The sequence below is a fragment of the Acinetobacter sp. UNC436CL71CviS28 genome, from assembly GCF_000620525.1.
Taxonomy (GTDB): domain Bacteria; phylum Pseudomonadota; class Gammaproteobacteria; order Pseudomonadales; family Moraxellaceae; genus Acinetobacter; species Acinetobacter radioresistens.
Genome location: NZ_JIBB01000040.1, coordinates 1 through 19532, shown reverse-complemented (window position 1 = coordinate 19532; position 19532 = coordinate 1). Strand labels below are relative to the sequence as shown.

Sequence of the window (19532 nt, the reverse complement as noted above, 5' to 3'; positions counted from 1 at the left end):
TGATTAGTTTTTAATACAACACTTCTTTTTTAATAAGAAAGTTGATGATTCAAAATTTAATATTATTTTCTAAACAGGATATCTATTTTAATGAAAAAATTACTTCTTACTACTGCCTGTATGGCATGTTTAGCTTTTGCTGGCTGTAATAAACAAACTGAACCAGCTGCTTCAGAAAACACGCAGACAACTACCGCAACTAATACAGCCAATACTACTGCTCCTGCAATTACAGGCAGCATGACAAAAGATAATCATGAAGATATCCGTAATGACCTGAACAGATTACAAGCATTGGCAAATTCCAAAGCAGAGGCTGCTATAGATTACCAAGATCAGATGATGAAGGCAGTTCAAGCTAATAACCGTGAGCAGGTTATGGATATAATGAAGAAAATGCAGGGTTTCATGACTGAATTTAATGGTGAGCTTAAAAAGCTGTCACTAAAAAGTCAGGAAGTTCATGAACTGCGCAATAAGTTTATTCATTCAAATGAACTTGGACTGGAATTAACCAAGTTAAGTACTGAAGCTAAACCAGATGAAGCCAAGATTAAAGAGCTACAACAGCAGGTGATGGATGTACAAAAAGAGATTATGCATGATGTACAGAAACTTCAGGCAAAAGTAGATCCTCAATCAGCTCAATCAACTCAATCAGCTCAATCAGCTCAATCAGCTCAATCAGCTCAATCAGCTCAATCAGCTCAATCAGCTCAATAATAATTTAAGGGCAGGCTAAAATAGCTTGCCCTGTTTAACAATTAATAAAACAGCTTGCTGCCAGATAAATTTGCGGCTAAAAAGAATAGGTTAAAACTTTAATTTATTTTATTTAGGGATGCCTATATGACTTCTATTTCTAATATTTCTATTAAAACCATACAAGGTGAAGAAATTACACTTGATCAATTTGCCGGTAAAGTCTTAATCATTGTCAATACTGCTTCAAAATGTGGTCTGACTCCGCAATATGAAGGACTTGAAAAGCTCTACCGTGAGAAAAAAGATCAGGGATTCGAAGTGCTGGGTTTTCCAGCTAATAATTTTTTAGAACAGGAGCCGGGTTCTAACGAAGAAATTCAGCAGTTTTGCTCACTCACTTATGATGTTTCTTTTCCAATGTTTGCCAAAATTTCAGTAGCCGGCCCAGATAAACATCCGCTTTACCAGACGCTGACTACGGCACAGCCAGAACGGATTGGTGAAGGTCCTTGGTGGAAAGATCTGGTAGATTATGGCCTGACTCCAAATCCTAAACCGGAAGTACTTTGGAATTTCGAAAAATTTCTAATTAATAAAAATGGAGAAGTCATAGCTCGTTTCGCACCAGATATCACTGCAGATGACCCGCGCCTAATTGATGCCATTGAGACGGAACTAAAACGATAATTAGAGAAAATGAGGGAGAGCAGCGCCTCCCTCTTTTTAGAAAAGGTCACTGCTCAAGACAGAGTTCTTCAGTAAATATTACGTTTTATATTTATCCATAGTTTTAATAAATCTACTATTCATTCTTCATCTTCGCTCGGAATTCAAAGCTTTTAATATAACTATCTAAACATTTATTGAAACCGGGGTTCCACGTGAAACACTATATTAAGACCACCCTATTTGCTCTAGTTACCGGCCTAAATGCCACAGTGGCTATGGCTGCCCCTGAACGTGCCCATCATACTCATCAAGATCAGAACCAGCCTCATTATCAGCATCAAGCTAAAGTAAACCGGCATGCTTCATCCCATGTAAACTGGAAAACAGGTGATAAAGTTCCTGCACAATATTACTCTCATGCGAACCAGGTTGACCATAAACGTTATAAAAACTTATCCAAGCCCACAAGAAACCAGCAATGGGTTAAAGTTAATGGAGATTATGTGCTGATTAATACCCGTTCACATCAGGTTATTAAAGTAGTTCATCATTAAGCTTTATTTAATAGGTTCTATAAAAAAGGTGCTTCGGCATCTTTTTAACTTTGAGGGTTAATAAAAGTGTTATCGCTTTGCAACAATAAGTTTTATCTCCACATTTTATCCATATATTAAAAAACAATATTTAATGGAAATACCATGGAACATGAAAAAGTTACTGCAAGGGGCTTTACTTCCTTTTATTATTTTTACTTCAGGTCTGCTGTTACTAGGTTGTGACCAGATGCAGCAGGATGAATCTGAAGCAGTGTATAGTGAACACAGCCAGGCTCCTGCAACAAAACCTGCCCCATCTTCCGAACTCGCAAACGGAAATATATTCTATATGGCCCGTGATGTGGCAGATATGCAATATAAAACCCAAGGCTATGTAGTAAAGTTACAGCAGGCTCAGACTGACTTACAGCAGGCCATTGAAAAGAAAGATCCGCATCAGCTTCAGACAACCGCCACTATTTTACAAGAACAACTTCGTGGATTTAGCCAGACATTGTCTTCTTTAAATCTGAAAAGTCAGGAAATTGATTCAATCCGTAATAATATCTTAGAGGCAAACCAGCAGGCTCTTGCTTCTCCTTTACTCAACGGTGAAATTGATTTTAATCAGGTGGATTTTAATAAGGTTCAGGTCCAAATGAATACTATTCAGACAGAAATGCTTAAGCTGGCAGATATGTTGATGCAGAGTTCAGATAAAGATACTCAAGCAACATCTGAACAGGAAGAAACTTAGAATCATAAAAAAGCCCTATAGTTAGGGCTTTTTATTTTAAATTAACTTATTTTTTCGGGCTTTTGACAACGACTAATTTCTTTTGTGCGAATTCTTTAAAACCATCAATGGAAAGCTCATGACCATAGCCAGAATTCTTTATTCCGCCAAATGGTAACTCTGGTGCAGTATCGGTATACCAGTTAATCCAAATCATGCCAGTTTCGACTCGGGAAGCTAATTTTTTTGCCCGTTCAATATTTTGAGAATGAATTACACCACCCAGACCATAATGTGAATCATTGGCAATGGCTACAATTTCATCTTCACTCTTGGCAACATAAAGCTGTGCTACCGGACCAAAAAACTCTTCATACCAAGCTGGATTATCACGGCTAATATTTTCTAAAATGGTTGGTTCATAGAAGTTGCCATCATGGTCAACCGGCTTACCGCCAGTGACTAGTGTTGCCCCATTTTTCACAGCATTTTCAACTTGTTCAGTCAGTTTTTCTAACGCATCTGATGAAGATAAAGGTCCAAGTTGTGTTTCAGGGTCAAGTGGATCACCAACTTTCAAGTCTTTAAAGACTTTAACCATACCGGCTTTAAATTCTTCGGCAATGTTCTCATGTAGAATAAATCGTTTAGCTGCGGTACAGACCTGACCGGCATTATTGATACGTGCCTGACAGCCAATCTTAATTGCTTTTTCCAGATCAGCATCATCCAGAACAATAAAGACATCATTACCGCCCAGTTCCAAGGTGGATTTGGTGACATGTTTTCCAGCCTGTCCGGCTACTGCACGCCCTGCCCCTTCTGAGCCGGTTAATGCTACACCCTGTACACGCGGGTCCGCAATAATATCCGCTACCTGATCACTATTAATAAATAGATTTGTCCATACTCCCCTAGGTGCACCCGCATCTATGATTAACTGTTCGAATGCTTCGGCACACTGTGGAACAATACTGGCATGCTTCGCCAAAACCGGATTACCAATTGCACAGTTTGGTGCAAACACACGCATCAGTTGATAAAACGGAAAATTCCAGGGTTCAACTGCCATAATGATACCCAGTGGATGATGTTCGACCCATGCTTCGCCCAGTTCTGTTTCATATGACACCGGGGCTAAGAATTCTTTGGTATGGTTTGCATAATATTCAGCAATGCGGGCGCAGCTTTCAATTTCACCTTCGCCTTGCTTAATCAGTTTACCCATATCCAGCGTCATGAGTTTAGCCAGTTCTGATTTTCGTTCACGCATACTGCTAGCCAGCTTGCGCAGTACATCAATACGGGTATCGACCTGTTGTGACCATTCTGACTTCAGGATTTTTTCTGCTGTATCCAAGGCATTTTGAATGTCTTGATCGCTATGTGAAGGATAGTCTTTCAATTTTTGATTATTAAAGGGGTTAACTGATTGATAACTCATAGTAAAGTTCCCTGTGTAAGCAATTTAGTTTCTGCTGGAATAAATAAGAATATGTGTAATGTCATGGGAGAGAAAAAACATCTAAAGGCTTTACAAGCTAAAAACCCAAGAGGCATGGAATTAAACTAGCATTATTTTTTTACTACTTTATTTTTGCTTACAGAATGGTTCAAAACATTACGGAGTGCGGGTAAAAGTTATATCGAGTGGTACAAAATAGATTCAACCTAGATATTATGAATAAGAGATTGAATAACTGAAGCTAGCCTTTAATTAATACAAAACTCTGGATCAGCTCTTTAAATAAAAATTTAATGAAACATCTAAAATAAAGAAAAAATATTATCTATTATTAAGTTAATATGAAAAAATTTTAAACTCAGGTTATTAATAAGATACGATTAATAGAATAAATTGAATTAAAATTTTATACCATCCTTAAGAGACTCAAGTATTATATAAAATGCCTACCCCCTATAAAGTATTTTAATTTTGTCTTAAATCATTTGCTTTCAATAACTCTGCTTAGAAATGAATTTTAGTAACTTTACTGTGAAACTGGGTATCTAATAAAAATATTTTCATTAAAAAGATTCTTATCATAAAAAAACCACCCTTTCGGGTGGTTTCTTTAATCTCAAACCGACAATTACATTGCACGATTTTTGATTTTACGGATCGTTTCCAGCTGAGCAGCAGTTTCTGCCAGAGCAGCCAGAGCAGCAGCAGAGTCCAGATCACTCTTCTGGTTAGCCAGCAACTGTTCAGCGTTACGACGCGCTTCCATAATTGCTGCTTCATCCAGATTATCGGCACGGATTGCTGAGTCAGCAAGAACCGTTACCACATGTGGCTGAACTTCTAAAACACCGCCAGATACGTAGACGATCTCTTCCGTACCATTTTCCAGCAGGACACGAATCGGTCCTGGCAGGAGCAAAGTTACCAGCGGCGCGTGACCAGGCATAATACCCAGTTCGCCACCAGCCCCTTTTGCAATTAGCATAGTCACAGTGCCTGAGTAAATTGACTCATTTACACTTACGACATCACATTGCATAGTCGCCATGAGAATCTCCTAAATTAGAGTAGCTAATTAAAGTTTCTCGGCTTTAGCAATAACTTCGTCAATACCACCAACCATATAGAACGCTTGTTCTGGGATGTGATCGTATTCACCAGCTAGAAGACCTTTAAAGCCACGAATTGTTTCTTTAAGCGGTACTAATTTACCAGGCGCGCCAGTAAATACTTCAGCTACGTGGAACGGTTGAGAGAAGAAACGCTGGATTTTACGCGCACGGTAAACTACCAGTTTATCTTCTTCAGCCAGTTCGTCCATACCCAAGATTGCGATAATGTCTTTAAGCTCTTTATAACGCTGCAATACATTCTGTACAGAACGTGCAATTTCATAATGCTCTTGACCAACAACCAGCGGGTCTAGCTGACGTGAAGTCGAGTCAAGTGGATCGATCGCTGGATAAATACCAGAAGATGCGATGTCACGGCTCAATACTACAGTTGCGTCCAAGTGAGCAAACGTAGTTGCAGGTGATGGATCTGTCAAGTCATCGGCAGGTACGTATACCGCTTGGATTGAGGTAATAGAACCATTCTTGGTCGATGTAATACGTTCTTGAAGAACACCCATCTCTTCTGCAAGAGTAGGCTGGTAACCTACTGCAGATGGCATACGGCCTAGAAGTGCAGACACTTCAGTACCCGCCAATGTGTAACGATAGATGTTGTCTACAAACAACAGTACGTCACGGCCTTTACCGTTTTCGTCTTTCTCGTCACGGAAATATTCAGCCATAGTCAGACCAGTTAGCGCTACACGCAAACGGTTACCTGGTGGCTCGTTCATCTGACCGTAGACCATTGCTACTTTGTCTAGAACGTTAGAATCTTTCATTTCGTGATAGAAGTCGTTACCTTCACGAGTACGCTCACCAACACCAGCAAACACAGATAAACCTGAGTGAGCTTTTGCGATGTTGTTGATCAATTCCATCATGTTTACGGTTTTACCAACACCGGCACCACCGAACAGGCCAACTTTACCACCTTTTGCAAACGGGCAAAGCAAGTCAATGACTTTAATACCAGTTTCCAGAAGATCTGTAGAAGCCGCTTGTTCAGCATAAGAAGGTGCTTGACGGTGAATCGGCAAACGCTCTTCAGTCGCTACAGGACCTGCCTCATCAATCGGGCGACCCAAAACGTCCATGATACGGCCCAGACAGGCAGTACCCACAGGAACAGAAATCGGTGCACCAGAGTTAGTTACAGGCAGACCACGTTTAAGACCTTCTGTAGAACCCATTGCGATGGTACGCACAACACCATCACCAAGTTGTTGCTGAACTTCTAAAGTAGTTTCAGTACCGTCAACTTGGAGAGCGTCATAGATCTTAGGAACGCTATTGCGTTCAAACTCGACGTCGATAACCGCGCCGATGATCTGAATGATACGACCGCTACTCATTGCTGTCTCCTCAATTCAAACTAATAATGTTAAACGGCAGCGGCACCGCCAACGATCTCGGAAATTTCCTGAGTAATCGCGGCTTGACGCAGCTTGTTATAAATGAGCTGTAGGTCTTTAATCAGCTGGCCTGCATTGTCAGTTGCAGCTTTCATTGCAACCATACGAGCAGACTGCTCACACGCGATATTTTCAATCACGCCCTGATAAACCATAGACTCGATATAGCGAACCAATAAACCGTTTAGCAGCTCTTCAGCTTCCGGTTCATAGATATAGTCCCAACCATAAGTACGGTTGAGGCTGTCGCCTTCGTTAGCCGGAGCAAGAGGAACAAGCTGGCTTACCGTTGGTTTCTGTGTCATGGCATTAATAAATGCATTAGATACCAGATAAATGCGATCAAGTTCGCCTCTATCAAATGCATCGAGCATGACTTGTACAGAACCGGTTAACTGTTCCAGACTTGGAGCGTCCCCTACTTGTGTAGTAGCGCCGAGCACTTTACCGCCGTAGTTTTTAAAAAACGAAACCGCTTTTTGACCAATTAAAGCAAATTCAACTTCAATTGACTGCTCACGTTGTTGCTGAACATGCTGAACAACTTTCTTGAACAGGTTAATGTTCAAGCCACCCGCAAGACCACGATCTGAAGACACGATGATATAGCCAACGCGCTTAACCGGGCGCTCAACCATATAACGGTGTTTGTATTCAGGGTTTGCTTGTACCAGGTGAGCAATTACACGGTGCATATTTTCGGCATACGGACGGCCCTGAGCCATGCGCTCTTGCGCACGACGCATTTTTGAAGCAGCAACCATCTGCATCGCACGCGTAATCTTCTGCGTGGACTTGATACTTGCGACCTTGGCGCGAATTTCTTTTAAATTTGCCATACGCTTAACCTAATATTCGGAAGCTCAAGGAGCCTCCGAAGGTTGATCCGTGAAACAAACTTAACTAATCAATTAGTAAGTTTGAGTCGCTTTGAAGCTCTCAATACCTGCTTTAATTGCAGCTTCGATGTCTTTGTTGTAATCACCAGTTTCATCGATTTGTTTCATGAGTGCAGCATGTTCAGAGCGGAAGTACGCAATGAGTGCAGCATCAAAGTCTACAATTTTCTTCACTTCAACATCAGCCATGTAGCCTTCGTTTGAAGCATAGATAGATACAGCTTGGTCAGCAATTGAATATGGAGCATATTGTTTCTGCTTCATCAGTTCAGTTACACGTTGACCATGTTCAAGCTGCTTACGAGTTGCTTCATCAAGATCAGATGCAAACTGGGCAAATGCTGCCAATTCACGGTATTGCGCTAGAGCGGTACGGATACCACCAGACAATTTTTTGATGATCTTAGTTTGCGCAGAACCACCAACACGAGATACAGAGATACCCGCGTTCACAGCAGGACGAATACCTGCGTTGAATAATGATGTTTCTAAGAAGATCTGACCGTCAGTAATCGAAATTACGTTCGTTGGTACGAATGCAGATACGTCACCAGCTTGAGTTTCAATGATCGGTAATGCAGTTAAAGAACCAGTTTGACCAGTTACTGCACCATTCGTGAATTTCTCAACATAATCAGCTGAAACGCGCGAAGCACGTTCAAGAAGACGCGAGTGAAGATAGAATACGTCACCTGGATACGCTTCACGACCTGGTGGACGACGTAAAAGTAATGAAATTTGACGGTAAGCAACAGCTTGCTTAGACAAATCATCATAAATGATTAACGCGTCTTCACCACGATCACGGAAGTATTCACCCATTGTACAGCCTGAGTACGGAGCTAAATACTGCATTGCTGCAGGATCAGCGGCCGCCGCTGCGACAACAGTGGTATATGCCATCGCACCACTTTCTTCCAGCTTGCGCACAACGTTAGCGATGGTCGATTGTTTCTGACCAATTGCCACATATACACACTTAATGCCAGAGTTTTTCTGAGCGATGATGGCATCGATCGCCATTGCTGTTTTACCAGTCTGACGGTCACCAATGATCAGCTCACGCTGACCACGACCTACAGGGATCATGGTGTCTACTGATTTATAACCAGTTTGGACAGGCTGATCTACTGATTGACGCCAAATTACACCTGGTGCTACTTTTTCAACAGCATCAGTCATTTTTGCATCAATAGGGCCTTTACCATCAATCGGGTTACCCAAAGCATCTACGACACGACCTAAAAGTTCAGGACCAACCGGAACTTCTAATACACGGCCTGTACAACGAGCTTTTTGACCTTCTTGAAGGTTTAGGTAGCTACCTAAAACAACGGCGCCCACTGAATCCTGTTCTAGGTTCAGTGCCATACCAAATAAGCCGCCGTCGAATTCGATCATTTCACCGTACATTGCATCAGCAAGACCGTGAATGCGCACAATACCGTCGGATACCATAACAATGGTACCTTCGTTTTTAGCGGTCGCGCTGGTGTCCAGATCGCCGATACGCTGTTTAATGAGCGCACTGATCTCGGATGGATTCAGTTGTTGCATTGCGCTATACCTCAATCTTTTATAAGTTCAGTCTTCTGTTTTGCGTTATGCAAGAAGACGAGTCCGCATTTTTTCAAGCTTGTTCAGCGCAGAATCATCTATCACTTGATCGCCCGCACGAATTACAACACCCGCGATTAACGCCGGATTCACTTCAACACTAACATTTACAGCGGCATTAAAACGTTTTTGTAACGCATCTGCCAGCAGCTGTTCCTGTTCTGCATTCAAGGGAAAAGCCGATTCGATAACGACATCGACTGTATTATTATTCTGTGACTTAAGCTCTTCATACTCTGCAGCAATTTCAGGAAGCAATGCCAAACGGTCATTGTCTGCCAGCAAAATCAGAAAGTTTGACACTGCCTGACTTTGTTGTTCACCTAAAACCTTTGCAAAAAGTTCCACCTGTTGTACAGGTGTAAGCTCAGGACGATTTAAATAAGCGGAAAATGCTTCGTCTTGCACCGCAGCACTGAGCACTTGTAACGCATTCGACCAATTGTCAGTTGCACCTTGCTCAGAAGCGTAAGCAAATGCTGCTTTGGCGTACGGGCGTGCCAACGTCAAGAGTTCAGCCATAATCGCCTCGCTTAAAGTTTAGCAGCCAGCTGGGTCAGCATGGCATTGTGAGCTTGCGCATCAACTTGCTGGTTCAGGATTTTTTCTGCACCAGATACTGCCAAGGCAGCAACTTGTTGACGTAATTCTTCGCGAGCAGAATTGATCTCCTGATCAACAGCTTCTTTTGCCTGTTGACGAATACGCTCACCTTCAGCCGCAGCTTGAGTACGCGCTTCTTCGATCAGCTGTGCTGCACGACGGTTCGCTTGTTCGATCAATTGAGCCGCTTGTGCTTTAGCCACGTCAAGCTCTTGCTTTACTTGCGCCTGTGCATCGGCAAGATCAGCTTTCGCTTTTTCAGCAGCATTTAAGCCATCAGCGATACGACGCTGACGCTCACTAATCGCATTGATTAGTGGTGGCCAGACAAACTTCATGCAGAATGCGACAAAAACCGCAAATGCAATCGCTTGGCCAATCAATGTGAGGTTGATATTCATTTAGCAATTCCTCAAATAGTGGAGTTTTGGGAATTAAGCTGATTAACCTACAAATGGATTTGCGAAGATGAAGAACAAACCAATACCAACGCCGATCATAGGCACAGCATCAAGAAGACCCGCGATTAGGAACATACGAGTTTGAAGTTGTGGAGCCAATTCTGGTTGACGTGCAACAGCTTCAAGGAAGCGACCGCCCAGAAGACCAAAACCAATCGCAGTACCTAAAGCACCGAAAGCGATCAAGATAGCAGATGCAATTGCAACTAGACCTAAAGTGAGTTCCATGAAAAATTCCTCAGAGGTTAGGTTTTATACCAAATTAAATTAAAAAATTGTGCCTAACCGTCTGATAACAGTCAGGCAATACCATTAATGTTTTTCGCTTGCCATGCTCAAGTATACGATGGTCAGCATCATGAAAATGAACGCCTGCAACGTAATAACAAGAATGTGGAAGATAGCCCAAGGCACAGATAACGCCCATTGGATCCAGAACGGTAAAAGCGCGATCAAGATGAAGATCAACTCACCCGCATACATGTTACCGAACAGTCGAAGTGCCAATGAAATTGGACGTGCAAGGAAAGTTACCAGTTCCAGAATTAAGTTCACCGGAATAAGTAACGCTTTTGCAACTGGGTTACTTGGGTTGAATGGGTTAAGTGCCAACTCGCCAACAAAGCCACCAACACCCTTTTCACGGATGCTGTAAAACAAGATCAGGACAAATACTGACAGGGACATACCTAAGGTAATGTTCGGGTCAGTAGATGGAACAATCTTGAAGTAAACGTGGTGAGGATCCATACCAAATACACTTGCACCAATCTGCTGAGCCAGGTAAGGAACCCAGTCAACAGGAATCAGGTCCATCAGGTTCATGAGGAAAATCCACACGAAGATGGTCAGTGCCAATGGCGCAATCAAGCGAGATTTGCCATGGAAAGTATCACGAACACTTGAGTCAACGAACTCAATGATCATTTCGATTGCAGACTGGAATTTGGTAGGAACACCAGAATTGGCTGCTTTAGCAACCAGCCAGAATAACAAACAGAAAATCACACCAAGGCCAATTGACCAACCCATTGAATCCAAGTGAATTGCAGTGAACCCCATCTGTTGAGCTTCTTCAGCAGTCTCGGCCAATTTCCAAGTACCGTCCGGCATTTTGCCATAGGTCATATTGGTCAAGTGATGCTTAATATACTCTGTCGAAGTAAGGGCATGTTCTTCAGCAGCCATAAATCACACCTGGTCAATGTCAAATAATAAATAGAGCTGGTGAATATCGCGTGCTGCCTGATATCTCACACATCTCCAAAAAAACTTTTCAATTTCTGCTGCGCTTAAACTCGTTTTTGTAGTCGAGATACCCAAAACGGGGCAACCCAAGACATGCTCTGAACGAGTATAAATCCACAAAACAATGCCACCGGTGACAGTGGTTGTACATTGCTTAAAATTAAAATAAAGCCAACAATCATGATTGCAAACTTGCCGAGCATGCCCCGGTACATATTCAATAGAACCTGCTTTGAAGCTCTTGCCCCGGCAGTTCTAAATGACTGCCATGAGAAATAACTGCTTGCAAGCCAGCACACCAATGCACCAAGTGCGGCACTTAATGCTGCGGTTGTATCACTTACAAGCCATGCTATCAAAGCAGACACAGGTATCATAAATGCTTGCAGGTAGACCAAAGCTTTCGCTAACCGTCGGTCAATCAAGCGACTAGTTCGGCTCATTTTTACCCACTTACAGCATAAATGCTTGACAAGTTTAGCTGATGATCGTTTTTAATCGCAGGCATTATAGAGTTACACCCCTGAACATGCAATCTTTTCCCGATTGAACTATGGTTTTTTTCAATCCTCAGCCGGTTCTTGAGAGATTTTCAGGGTGTTCATTTTTTATCTGTTTATCGTGCATTTACTACACAGCGATGGGCCTGATCAGCCAGATCTTTCCACGCTACAATAAAATCCTGCTCATTACTCATACTTTCGTCGACCTTCTGGAATATGATCGGATTCAGGCTACGATACTGGGCCTGGCTGGCATGGCCTTCTGCCAGCAAACACATTTTTTGACTTGGCCGCTGCTGGTTCAGGTAACGAATCTGACTCATAGTTGGAGCAATATGTGGATCATCAGTTAAGGCACCAGCAAAGCGCAGATTAAGAGGTCTTTCCAAATATTGGTAAGCATCATGATAAGACCAGTATGGGCGTGACTGACCAGTCTGGTTATATTGTTGCGTCACTTTGAGCATACGTGCTGCGAATGCCCGTGCATTATTCCAGTAAGCCTGCCGATGTGCTGGATACTGCTGTGAACGTAAGGCCGCTATAAAAAAGCCGATACGTACCGCATTATTCGGATCAAGCCAGATATGGGTATCGACAGTATTTGGTAATGCTTTACCACGGGTATTTCGAAGTGGCAGCAGCTTTACCAATCCTGAATCCAGGATAGAGATTGCTTTAGGCTGGCTGCTCAATACCTTGTCTAAAGGAGCTTCATGAGCTTTCCCAAGCCAGATCACCAGAGAAGCATCCTGAATGGTCTTACGGTGAGCCGGCTTTAGAGTAATATCATGCCCGCTCTGATTGGCTAATAGCAGCTTGGGTTGCTCGATTCCTTGGGTAACTGCTTTACTGATCAGGTAAATAGGTTGTGTAGATGCAACCAGGTCATTTGACCAGCTTAAGGTACAACTGCATAGTGCCAGAGCAACAAGAATAAAACGTAACATGAAGAAGAAACCAAGACCCTTTAATGTTATAATATAACAATTCTACAAAAATACCTATGCCTGTTCGAAACATGCTTAGGCTTCATGTTAATATTTAATAAATTATTTTCGAGGTTTTAGCATGAGCTCATGTTCACATGGACATCATGACACATTGCACGGCGTACATGACCATCATAACGTTGAAGCACGTCTTGCTGAAGCAGAAAGCTTATGTATTGCCTCGGGTGCACGTCTTACTCCTTTACGTAAACAGGTGCTGGAACTGATTCTGAAAGCTTCCAGCCCGATGGGGGCCTATGACCTGCTGGCTAAAATGAAAAGTAATACTGACCGGCCGGCTGCTCCACCTACTGTTTACCGTACGCTAGAGTTTCTGCTGGAAAAAGGCCTTATTCACCGTTTGACTTCAATTAATGCCTATATTCCCTGTTGTCATCCAAGAGAAGGCCATCAGGCGGCTTTTCTGATCTGTACGCGCTGTCACATTGTTAAAGAGGCATCAGCACAAGGCTTGATGCAGCAGCTGGAGCAGCTGGCAGCTTCTGATCATTTTAATGCGCATCACAGTATTATCGAGATTTCAGGATTATGTCAGCAGTGCAACACCACGGCCTAAGCTCTCCCCTGCCCCTGGTTTCTCTTGAAGATATCAGTGTAAGGCTTGATGAGCTGGATATTCTTAAGCAGATTAATTTTACGCTCCATGAACGGGAGATTGTGACCCTGATCGGTCCAAACGGTGCTGGCAAGTCTACCCTGATTAAGATATTGCTAGGCATTATGCAGCCGAGTACTGGTCATGTCCGCACGGCTAAAACGCTAAAGATGTCGTATGTGCCACAAAAATTTAACCCATCACATAGCTTGCCATTGCGCGTCAAAGACTTGCTGGCTTTAGAAAACTGCTCCCAGCAGATCAAATCAGAAATCATCCGAGATACGGGTATCAGCAAGTTAGAGTTATCTAAAGTGCAACAACTTTCCGGAGGTGAACGGCAACGGGTATTACTGGCACGTGCATTACTGCGCCAGCCAGATATCCTGGTTCTGGATGAACCCATGCAAGGGCTTGACATTCAGTCTGAGGCCGAACTGTATGCCTATGTACGGAGCCTGCCGGAACGTTATGGCTGTGCAGTATTAATGGTTTCTCATGATTTGCAGTGGGTCATGCAAGGCACGCATCGTGTGGTTTGCCTCAACAAGCATATCTGTTGTAGCGGCCTGCCAGAGAATGTCCAGCAACATCCTGAATATCAGGCAATCTTTGGAACCCAACGTGTATTTTATCAGCATCATCATGACCACTGTGCGCATGGTGACCATGCTGAACCCTGTCAGCATAATGCCCGCCCACATATCCACCCTGAACCGGAAGTTTAAGTAATGATGGAATGGCTACAACTTCTGCTTCCTGCCTGGATTATGGGTACCCTGCTGGTCTTTCTGACCGCTCCACTTGGCTGTCTGATGCTGTGGCGACGGATGTCATTTTTTGCCGACACCATGGCGCATGGCACTTTACTTGGCGTTGCCGTTGCAGGTGCACTTAGCTTACCACTATGGATGGGTGTTACTTTACTGGCCTTATTACTGGTGGCAGTGTTATGGGTATTGCATGATCCGCGCTTGCCGAGTGATGCTTTACTGGCACTGTGTTCAGCGACCCTGCTCTGTTCTGGCCTGTTGTTTATCCAGCACTTGCCCAGTTTAAGGCCTGAACTGCTCAGTTATCTGTTCGGTGACCTGCTTACAATCAGCTGGAATGACTTACCTACATTTGCTGCGGTTATTCTGCTGGCACTCGCCGTGCTTTATAAATCATGGCAAGCCCAGATCCGTACTGCAATTGATCCGGATATTGCAGCCAGCGAAGGCATCCATAACCAATGGCAGCGCCTGATTTTCATGTTACTGCTGGCGCTGTTTACAGTTCTGGCATTGCGTGCCGTAGGTTCTTTACTGATGGGAGCATTACTAGTCATACCTGCGCTGACGGCACGTCTGCTTGCACATTCACCCAGACAGATGGTGATCTGGGCATTTGTGATGGCACAGATTGGAATAACGGTAGGACTATGGTCAAGTGCTGGTCTAGACATTTCGACCGGCTTAAGTATTGTACTTACTATGGCAATTTTATTTATCCTGATTTTTACTGTACAGAAGATCAGAACAAGTATTTCATAAGGCTTAAAGCCTGTATAAAATTTTGTGGGGTTTTTAATGACTGCTCAATCGGTAATCCTTCCCTTACCTTCTGACCATGCACGTTTTATCAGTTTACGTTTAAAAGATTTGTCAGTGGCTGAGCTTAAAAAGCACATCGCGCTACTGCATAGTACACGAGACCGCTTGATTACCCAGCACCCTGCTGCACAGATTAAAGCGGCCGTTGCTTTCGGTCCAGAAATATGGCTCCAGCTTTATAAAGAAATGCCTTCTGGTTTTAAACAGCTTGCTCCTCAGCAGGGTACTTTTCAGATGCCGGTGGTACCTGCCGATGTATTCATTCATATTGCCAGCGCACGTGCTGACATCTGTTTTGCCTTGAGCCAGGCATTTTTTGAGGGAATCAAAGATAAGGTTGAGGTGCTGGATGAGCGGGTATGTTTTCGCTACTTTGATGGGCGTGATATTACCGGCTTTATTGACGGTACTGAAAACCCACAATTTAATGATGACCGTGCAGAGGTTGCGCTTCTGCCTGAAGACAGTGGTGTCTTTGCAGATGGATCGTTTATTTTCGCCCAGCGTTATGCACATGACCTGGAAAAATGGAAACGTTTAAAAGTAGATACTCAAGAGCAGATCATGGGCCGTACCAAACTTGAGTCTATTGAACTGGATAATGAGGTAAAACCTGAGAATGCGCATATAGCACGTACCGTGGTAGAAGATGAAAATGGTGAGGAAATGGAGATTCTTCGTCATAGTCTCCCATATGGTGATGGGAAAGGTGATCAGGGTCTTTTCTTTATTGCTTATACTAAAGACCTTAACATTATCGATCTCATGCTGAACCGTATGTTTGGAACCAGTGGTGATGGTATTCATGACCGTTTATTACATTTTGTTACTCCACTTGATGGGGCATATTACTTTGCGCCTAGCGCAGAATTACTTGAAGTGATATTAGAGAGTTAAAAAACTGAAGGGTATATTTTTAAAGCTCTAGAGTATTTTAGAGCTTTCTTACATTTTAATAAAATTAAATTAAAAATTATTAGTCTTAAATCTAAAGTTTTGGTTAATAACTTAACTTAAAAAATATAAAAGCTATTAGCCTTATATTTATATAAAAAAGGATAATTAAATCAGTTTACCTGCTTAAAGTAAACTTTTTCTCCTTCGGAACATACTCCATAAAAAACTCCATAAGATTCATCTTTTACAGAAGGATTATTTAAATAGCTATTGCATTCTAAAATCAAATCTCCAGCATTTTTCTTAAATACTATTTTTTGCTTTTGATAATATGGAGCACCTGTATAATTATCAGCTAAATAATAGATTCCTAACTTAAAATTCTTTGATTCAGCCTGTTTAGTTGCATATCCATTCTTTATAAAATCAATCCCACCCAAGGCCAAGTTAATTTTATCAATATTTAAACTCAACTCATTATTATTATTTTTATCTACTTTAGCTTCTGCCCATCCAACTTGGACATCTTCACTATAAATATTTTTATAATATAAGGTAAAATTACCATTATTATCTTTTATATAAAACTCATCACGTGCAGGATCAAGTCTTTTAAAAAGATAATTATTCACTTTTTTTGTGGGTATAAGATGCTTACACTTCCCTGAATTTTTACAGATTTGATATGAAAAATAAAGTTTTGTATTACTTGACTTAGGCTGACCTGCCTCAGTTGTAACTGCATACATTAAACTAATTAAAAATAAAAAAAAGACTCTAATCATTATTGCATAATCTCTATATATATTTTTTTAAACAATACATTACTTTAATTAAAGTCTAAAAAATTCTTCATTTTAAATTTTATGAGAATCAAAAATATAAAAAATAGATAGCTTTAAAAGTTTCTATAATTAATACTTTTTACATTAAAATTCGACTAGTAGAAATATAATATTAATTTATTTTAATATAAGCACTTTTAGTATTAAAGTATCTATATCTTTAAGTAAAATTTTTATCTATCATAAATATTATTAATTTTCTCTCTACTTATTCCTTACATCCAACAAACCCTTACTATATATTTCTTTATTTTTAGTACATGATGCTTGTAAATCCATATCTAGATAAGTATAACGATGTAATAGCTTTTCTTCATTATTAAGCCCTCCCCAAATATTAAAATGTGAACCTTCTTTTGTAAAATATTCAGTTATAATGTTAGGGATTCCATTCCCTATCATATCAATCCTTCTAACTTTATTATTTTTATATAGAATCTAATCCTTATTTAATTCAAAGCCATAGCCTCAAACTAAATCCTTACTTCTTTTATTAATATTATAAAAATAGTTAGGCTCATCTGTAACAATAGTTAATTTTGAAACACAATCAGAATCATCATTTTTCAATACTGGTGCCACGACATCATATTTAATTTTTTCATTATCTTTATAAATAATTACAATATCTTTATTAAGAGGTTTTTCACTTATAATACCTCCTTCACCAGGATCTAATAATAAATAAATTTTATTATCTAGTTTTTCCTTAATATCCTTACTAATCTTCAATTTCTCTACTGTAGGTAGACTTTCTTGTGACTTCTCTTCTATTTTTCGCGGTTTAATAGGTTTAGTATGAGTAGTATCACTCAAATATTTAGTATCACAAGCACTTAGGCCAATAAGCACATACCTATTAATATTTTATAAATCACTTTTACTACCTTTGCATGATTAATGATATATATCTTTATTATTATATTAAATCTATATCCTGAAATTAAAAATACCACCTAAATTTACATAATTATAAAAATATTCATGTTATTTATAATTCTGGAATTTCTTTAAAATAAATTTTTTCCTTATCAGAACAAACACTATAGAACATACCTGAATAATTATTCTTCGGATCTAGGTCTTGCATATAGTTTTTACAATCAAGTAAAAGCTGCTTATTTTTCTTTATGAAAGTTAATTTTTGATATTGTCTAAAAGAATAGCCATCATAGAAGTCATTAATTTTATACATATCTCTTCTATAGTTTTTCGAGGGAACATAATTAGAGTTATCACCATTGCCTATAATATTATAGTTTCCTAAAGTTTGAAATATATTATTAGTTTCTATAATAAGATTATTTTCATTATTTGCAACTATTTTCATTTGTGCCCATCCCATTTCAACACCTTCTGAAAATATATTTTTATAGATAATGTAATTTTTATTATCTTTTATTTTTATATAAAATTCATCTACAGGAGGCTTATAAGCAAACAATGCATAACTATTTTGATATTTTATGTAATTAAATTCACTACAAACATTTTTTAAAGTGCATTTCTTATATGAATAATAAACTGTATTAGCTGTATTAGCTGTATTAGCTGTATTAGCTGTATTAGCTGTATTAGCTGTATTAGCTGTATTAGCTGTATTAGCTGTATTAGCTGTATTAGCTGTATTAGCTGTATTAGCTGTATTGAAACATCCAGAAACTAACAAAACTAGTATTAATAATAAAGTATTTTTCATTAGGTTATCTCTATATGCATCGCACCTTCTCCAGGCTCATCGCCAGAAATGAAGCCACTAATGATACCACTGTTAAGCTTAGCAATATTTTTTAGTTATATATTAAATATTTTTATATTTAACAATACAACTAATTAATTATTCTATATAAAATAATATTATAAGAAAAACTTTATATTTAAAAACAAGATATCAACTAAAGATATCCTGTTTTATTAAAAAATTAATTTAAGATTAATTTATTACCATTAAAATATACATTCTGACTACTATCTATTTTAAATGATTTAACTTCACCTAATGCCTTAGTTTTAAATAGACCATCTAAAAAATAGGATAAATATATATTTTCTTGCTCACTATCACCCTCACTATATTTTAAAACATATAAAATCTTACTACCAGCAGAAGCATTAATATAGGTTGTATCAAATCCTCTTTCATTTACAAGAAATCGAAGTTCACTATTTTTATCATTATTTGATATTTCTTTTAACCTATCATTTGTGAGTGTATTTTCTTTACACTTCACTCCATTACACATAAATTTTTTCTTTTCAAAGGCTTTGTTGCACAAAGATTTGAAATGCAAAGCGCCCCTAATTGAACCAAATTTAAGGCGTAACTTGGGTAAGTGGTCGACCTAATTCCGTAAATCTGTTGAGGACTGCTACACGTGCATGGATCTCATTCACTTGGCTATCAAAACTCCTTGCACTGAGTTTATCTCCTAATAATTTGATGCAATGCATCTTAGTTTCAACCAAACTTCGCCGATGATAGCCTGACCATTTTTTCCATAGTGTCCTGCCTAAACGTTTAATTGCTCGAAGTAATTCATTTCGCTCTAGCGAGCTACTCTTTGTATCTTTCCATGGTTTCGCATTTTTTCTAGGTGGAATCACCGCATGCGCTT

The 19532-nt window shown here is 40.0% G+C and carries 22 protein-coding genes and 2 pseudogenes; 8 read left to right on the top strand and 16 right to left on the bottom strand.

The annotated features are described in order from the left end of the window. The first annotated feature begins 90 nt into the window (after window positions 1-90). The 4 genes from N518_RS0112760 (at window position 91) to N518_RS0112745 (ending at window position 2667) form a co-directional block, all read left to right on the top strand. A complete protein-coding gene (locus N518_RS0112760; RefSeq protein WP_026444358.1) occupies window positions 91-723 on the top strand; it encodes a hypothetical protein in 633 nt (210 codons plus the stop codon). Window positions 724-849: 126 nt separating this feature from the next. Beyond that, window positions 850-1392 (top strand): glutathione peroxidase, encoded by a 543-nt coding sequence (locus N518_RS0112755; protein ID WP_005023666.1) that lies wholly within the window; start codon window positions 850-852, stop codon window positions 1390-1392. A gap of 194 nt (window positions 1393-1586) precedes the next feature. Next, on the top strand, window positions 1587-1928 hold the full coding sequence (locus tag N518_RS0112750) for an RcnB family protein (RefSeq protein WP_005023667.1): 342 nt from the start codon (window positions 1587-1589) through the stop codon (window positions 1926-1928). Between the two features lie 151 nt (window positions 1929-2079). Further along, on the top strand, window positions 2080-2667 hold the full coding sequence (locus N518_RS0112745) for a hypothetical protein (RefSeq protein WP_005023668.1): 588 nt from the start codon (window positions 2080-2082) through the stop codon (window positions 2665-2667). Between the two features lie 46 nt (window positions 2668-2713). On the opposite strand, the gene N518_RS0112740 is transcribed toward N518_RS0112745, so the two are convergent. From N518_RS0112740 to N518_RS0112690, 11 genes are all read right to left on the bottom strand, one after another. Beyond that, window positions 2714-4090, bottom strand: coding sequence for an NAD-dependent succinate-semialdehyde dehydrogenase (locus tag N518_RS0112740; RefSeq protein ID WP_005023670.1), 1377 nt, complete (start codon window positions 4088-4090; stop codon window positions 2714-2716). Between the two features lie 649 nt (window positions 4091-4739). Beyond that, window positions 4740-5159 (bottom strand): F0F1 ATP synthase subunit epsilon, encoded by a 420-nt coding sequence (locus N518_RS0112735; RefSeq protein WP_005023671.1) that lies wholly within the window; start codon window positions 5157-5159, stop codon window positions 4740-4742. Between the two features lie 27 nt (window positions 5160-5186). Continuing rightward, entirely contained in the window at window positions 5187-6581 is a 1395-nt protein-coding gene (gene atpD / locus N518_RS0112730) for a F0F1 ATP synthase subunit beta (RefSeq protein ID WP_005017275.1), read from the bottom strand. Between the two features lie 29 nt (window positions 6582-6610). Then, window positions 6611-7480, bottom strand: a complete 870-nt coding sequence (gene atpG, locus N518_RS0112725; protein ID WP_005017279.1) for a F0F1 ATP synthase subunit gamma — start codon at window positions 7478-7480, stop codon at window positions 6611-6613. A gap of 72 nt (window positions 7481-7552) precedes the next feature. Continuing rightward, the gene (atpA, locus tag N518_RS0112720) at window positions 7553-9097 is read right to left on the bottom strand and encodes a F0F1 ATP synthase subunit alpha (protein WP_005023672.1); all 1545 of its coding nucleotides are present in this window, start codon (window positions 9095-9097) and stop codon (window positions 7553-7555) included. A 45-nt stretch (window positions 9098-9142) separates the two neighbouring features. After that, window positions 9143-9679: a F0F1 ATP synthase subunit delta gene (locus N518_RS0112715; protein ID WP_005017282.1), complete on the bottom strand. Its 537-nt coding sequence runs from the start codon at window positions 9677-9679 to the stop codon at window positions 9143-9145. 11 nt (window positions 9680-9690) lie between these two features. Continuing rightward, entirely contained in the window at window positions 9691-10161 is a 471-nt protein-coding gene (locus N518_RS0112710) for a F0F1 ATP synthase subunit B (protein WP_005017284.1), read from the bottom strand. Window positions 10162-10203: 42 nt separating this feature from the next. Further along, the gene (gene atpE, locus N518_RS0112705) at window positions 10204-10449 is read right to left on the bottom strand and encodes a F0F1 ATP synthase subunit C (protein WP_000424060.1); all 246 of its coding nucleotides are present in this window, start codon (window positions 10447-10449) and stop codon (window positions 10204-10206) included. 84 nt (window positions 10450-10533) lie between these two features. Beyond that, window positions 10534-11409: a F0F1 ATP synthase subunit A gene (gene atpB / locus N518_RS0112700; RefSeq protein ID WP_005017287.1), complete on the bottom strand. Its 876-nt coding sequence runs from the start codon at window positions 11407-11409 to the stop codon at window positions 10534-10536. A 104-nt stretch (window positions 11410-11513) separates the two neighbouring features. Further along, complete coding sequence (locus N518_RS0112695; protein ID WP_005017290.1) at window positions 11514-11912, bottom strand: ATP synthase subunit I; 399 nt, start codon at window positions 11910-11912, stop codon at window positions 11514-11516. A gap of 173 nt (window positions 11913-12085) precedes the next feature. Further along, window positions 12086-12922: a metal ABC transporter solute-binding protein, Zn/Mn family gene (locus tag N518_RS0112690; RefSeq protein WP_005023673.1), complete on the bottom strand. Its 837-nt coding sequence runs from the start codon at window positions 12920-12922 to the stop codon at window positions 12086-12088. 121 nt (window positions 12923-13043) lie between these two features. Between N518_RS0112690 and N518_RS0112685 the strand changes: the two genes are divergently transcribed. From N518_RS0112685 to N518_RS0112670, 4 genes are read left to right on the top strand one after another with little or no spacing between them, the layout of a single operon-like run. Next, on the top strand, window positions 13044-13541 hold the full coding sequence (locus N518_RS0112685; protein ID WP_005017294.1) for a transcriptional repressor: 498 nt from the start codon (window positions 13044-13046) through the stop codon (window positions 13539-13541). After that, window positions 13514-14308: a zinc ABC transporter ATP-binding protein ZnuC gene (gene znuC, locus N518_RS0112680; protein ID WP_005023674.1), complete on the top strand. Its 795-nt coding sequence runs from the start codon at window positions 13514-13516 to the stop codon at window positions 14306-14308. The genes N518_RS0112685 and znuC overlap by 28 nt, the downstream gene beginning before the upstream one ends. Window positions 14309-14311: 3 nt before the next feature. Continuing rightward, on the top strand, window positions 14312-15115 hold the full coding sequence (znuB, locus tag N518_RS0112675; protein WP_005017298.1) for a zinc ABC transporter permease subunit ZnuB: 804 nt from the start codon (window positions 14312-14314) through the stop codon (window positions 15113-15115). A 36-nt stretch (window positions 15116-15151) separates the two neighbouring features. After that, on the top strand, window positions 15152-16072 hold the full coding sequence (locus N518_RS0112670) for a Dyp-type peroxidase (RefSeq protein ID WP_005023675.1): 921 nt from the start codon (window positions 15152-15154) through the stop codon (window positions 16070-16072). A gap of 170 nt (window positions 16073-16242) precedes the next feature. Here N518_RS0112670 and N518_RS0112665 read toward each other — a convergent pair whose 3' ends face one another. The 5 genes and pseudogenes from N518_RS0112665 to N518_RS0112640 all read right to left on the bottom strand — a co-directional run. Further along, complete coding sequence (locus N518_RS0112665) at window positions 16243-16857, bottom strand: hypothetical protein (RefSeq protein WP_005017302.1); 615 nt, start codon at window positions 16855-16857, stop codon at window positions 16243-16245. A 264-nt stretch (window positions 16858-17121) separates the two neighbouring features. Further along, a pseudogene (locus tag N518_RS17395) lies at window positions 17122-17795 on the bottom strand (hypothetical protein). A gap of 113 nt (window positions 17796-17908) precedes the next feature. Further along, window positions 17909-18616: a hypothetical protein gene (locus N518_RS0112650; protein WP_026444357.1), complete on the bottom strand. Its 708-nt coding sequence runs from the start codon at window positions 18614-18616 to the stop codon at window positions 17909-17911. Between the two features lie 223 nt (window positions 18617-18839). Next, a pseudogene (locus N518_RS0112645) lies at window positions 18840-19178 on the bottom strand (hypothetical protein); the annotation flags it as partial. Between the two features lie 52 nt (window positions 19179-19230). Then, window positions 19231-19532, bottom strand: a 302-nt coding sequence (locus tag N518_RS0112640) for an IS5/IS1182 family transposase (RefSeq protein WP_026444355.1), incomplete at its 5' end; no start/stop codon positions are given.

What these genes read in the sequence shown, in the direction of transcription:
- N518_RS0112695 (WP_005017290.1), bottom strand. Translation starts at nt 11,912, where the DNA reads ATGAGCCGAACTAGTCGCTTGATTGACCGACGGTTAGCGAAAGCTTTG.
- atpB (WP_005017287.1), bottom strand. Translation starts at nt 11,409, where the DNA reads ATGGCTGCTGAAGAACATGCCCTTACTTCGACAGAGTATATTAAGCAT.
- N518_RS0112715 (WP_005017282.1), bottom strand. Translation starts at nt 9,679, where the DNA reads ATGGCTGAACTCTTGACGTTGGCACGCCCGTACGCCAAAGCAGCATTT.
- znuB (WP_005017298.1), top strand. Translation starts at nt 14,312, where the DNA reads ATGATGGAATGGCTACAACTTCTGCTTCCTGCCTGGATTATGGGTACC.
- atpG (WP_005017279.1), bottom strand. Translation starts at nt 7,480, where the DNA reads ATGGCAAATTTAAAAGAAATTCGCGCCAAGGTCGCAAGTATCAAGTCC.
- N518_RS0112710 (WP_005017284.1), bottom strand. Translation starts at nt 10,161, where the DNA reads ATGAATATCAACCTCACATTGATTGGCCAAGCGATTGCATTTGCGGTT.
- N518_RS0112755 (WP_005023666.1), top strand. Translation starts at nt 850, where the DNA reads ATGACTTCTATTTCTAATATTTCTATTAAAACCATACAAGGTGAAGAA.
- N518_RS0112650 (WP_026444357.1), bottom strand. Translation starts at nt 18,616, where the DNA reads ATGAAAAATACTTTATTATTAATACTAGTTTTGTTAGTTTCTGGATGT.
- N518_RS0112685 (WP_005017294.1), top strand. Translation starts at nt 13,044, where the DNA reads ATGAGCTCATGTTCACATGGACATCATGACACATTGCACGGCGTACAT.
- atpE (WP_000424060.1), bottom strand. Translation starts at nt 10,449, where the DNA reads ATGGAACTCACTTTAGGTCTAGTTGCAATTGCATCTGCTATCTTGATC.
- N518_RS0112760 (WP_026444358.1), top strand. Translation starts at nt 91, where the DNA reads ATGAAAAAATTACTTCTTACTACTGCCTGTATGGCATGTTTAGCTTTT.
- N518_RS0112665 (WP_005017302.1), bottom strand. Translation starts at nt 16,857, where the DNA reads ATGATTAGAGTCTTTTTTTTATTTTTAATTAGTTTAATGTATGCAGTT.
- znuC (WP_005023674.1), top strand. Translation starts at nt 13,514, where the DNA reads ATGTCAGCAGTGCAACACCACGGCCTAAGCTCTCCCCTGCCCCTGGTT.
- N518_RS0112670 (WP_005023675.1), top strand. Translation starts at nt 15,152, where the DNA reads ATGACTGCTCAATCGGTAATCCTTCCCTTACCTTCTGACCATGCACGT.
- N518_RS0112740 (WP_005023670.1), bottom strand. Translation starts at nt 4,090, where the DNA reads ATGAGTTATCAATCAGTTAACCCCTTTAATAATCAAAAATTGAAAGAC.
- N518_RS0112745 (WP_005023668.1), top strand. Translation starts at nt 2,080, where the DNA reads ATGAAAAAGTTACTGCAAGGGGCTTTACTTCCTTTTATTATTTTTACT.
- atpA (WP_005023672.1), bottom strand. Translation starts at nt 9,097, where the DNA reads ATGCAACAACTGAATCCATCCGAGATCAGTGCGCTCATTAAACAGCGT.
- N518_RS0112690 (WP_005023673.1), bottom strand. Translation starts at nt 12,922, where the DNA reads ATGTTACGTTTTATTCTTGTTGCTCTGGCACTATGCAGTTGTACCTTA.
- N518_RS0112735 (WP_005023671.1), bottom strand. Translation starts at nt 5,159, where the DNA reads ATGGCGACTATGCAATGTGATGTCGTAAGTGTAAATGAGTCAATTTAC.
- atpD (WP_005017275.1), bottom strand. Translation starts at nt 6,581, where the DNA reads ATGAGTAGCGGTCGTATCATTCAGATCATCGGCGCGGTTATCGACGTC.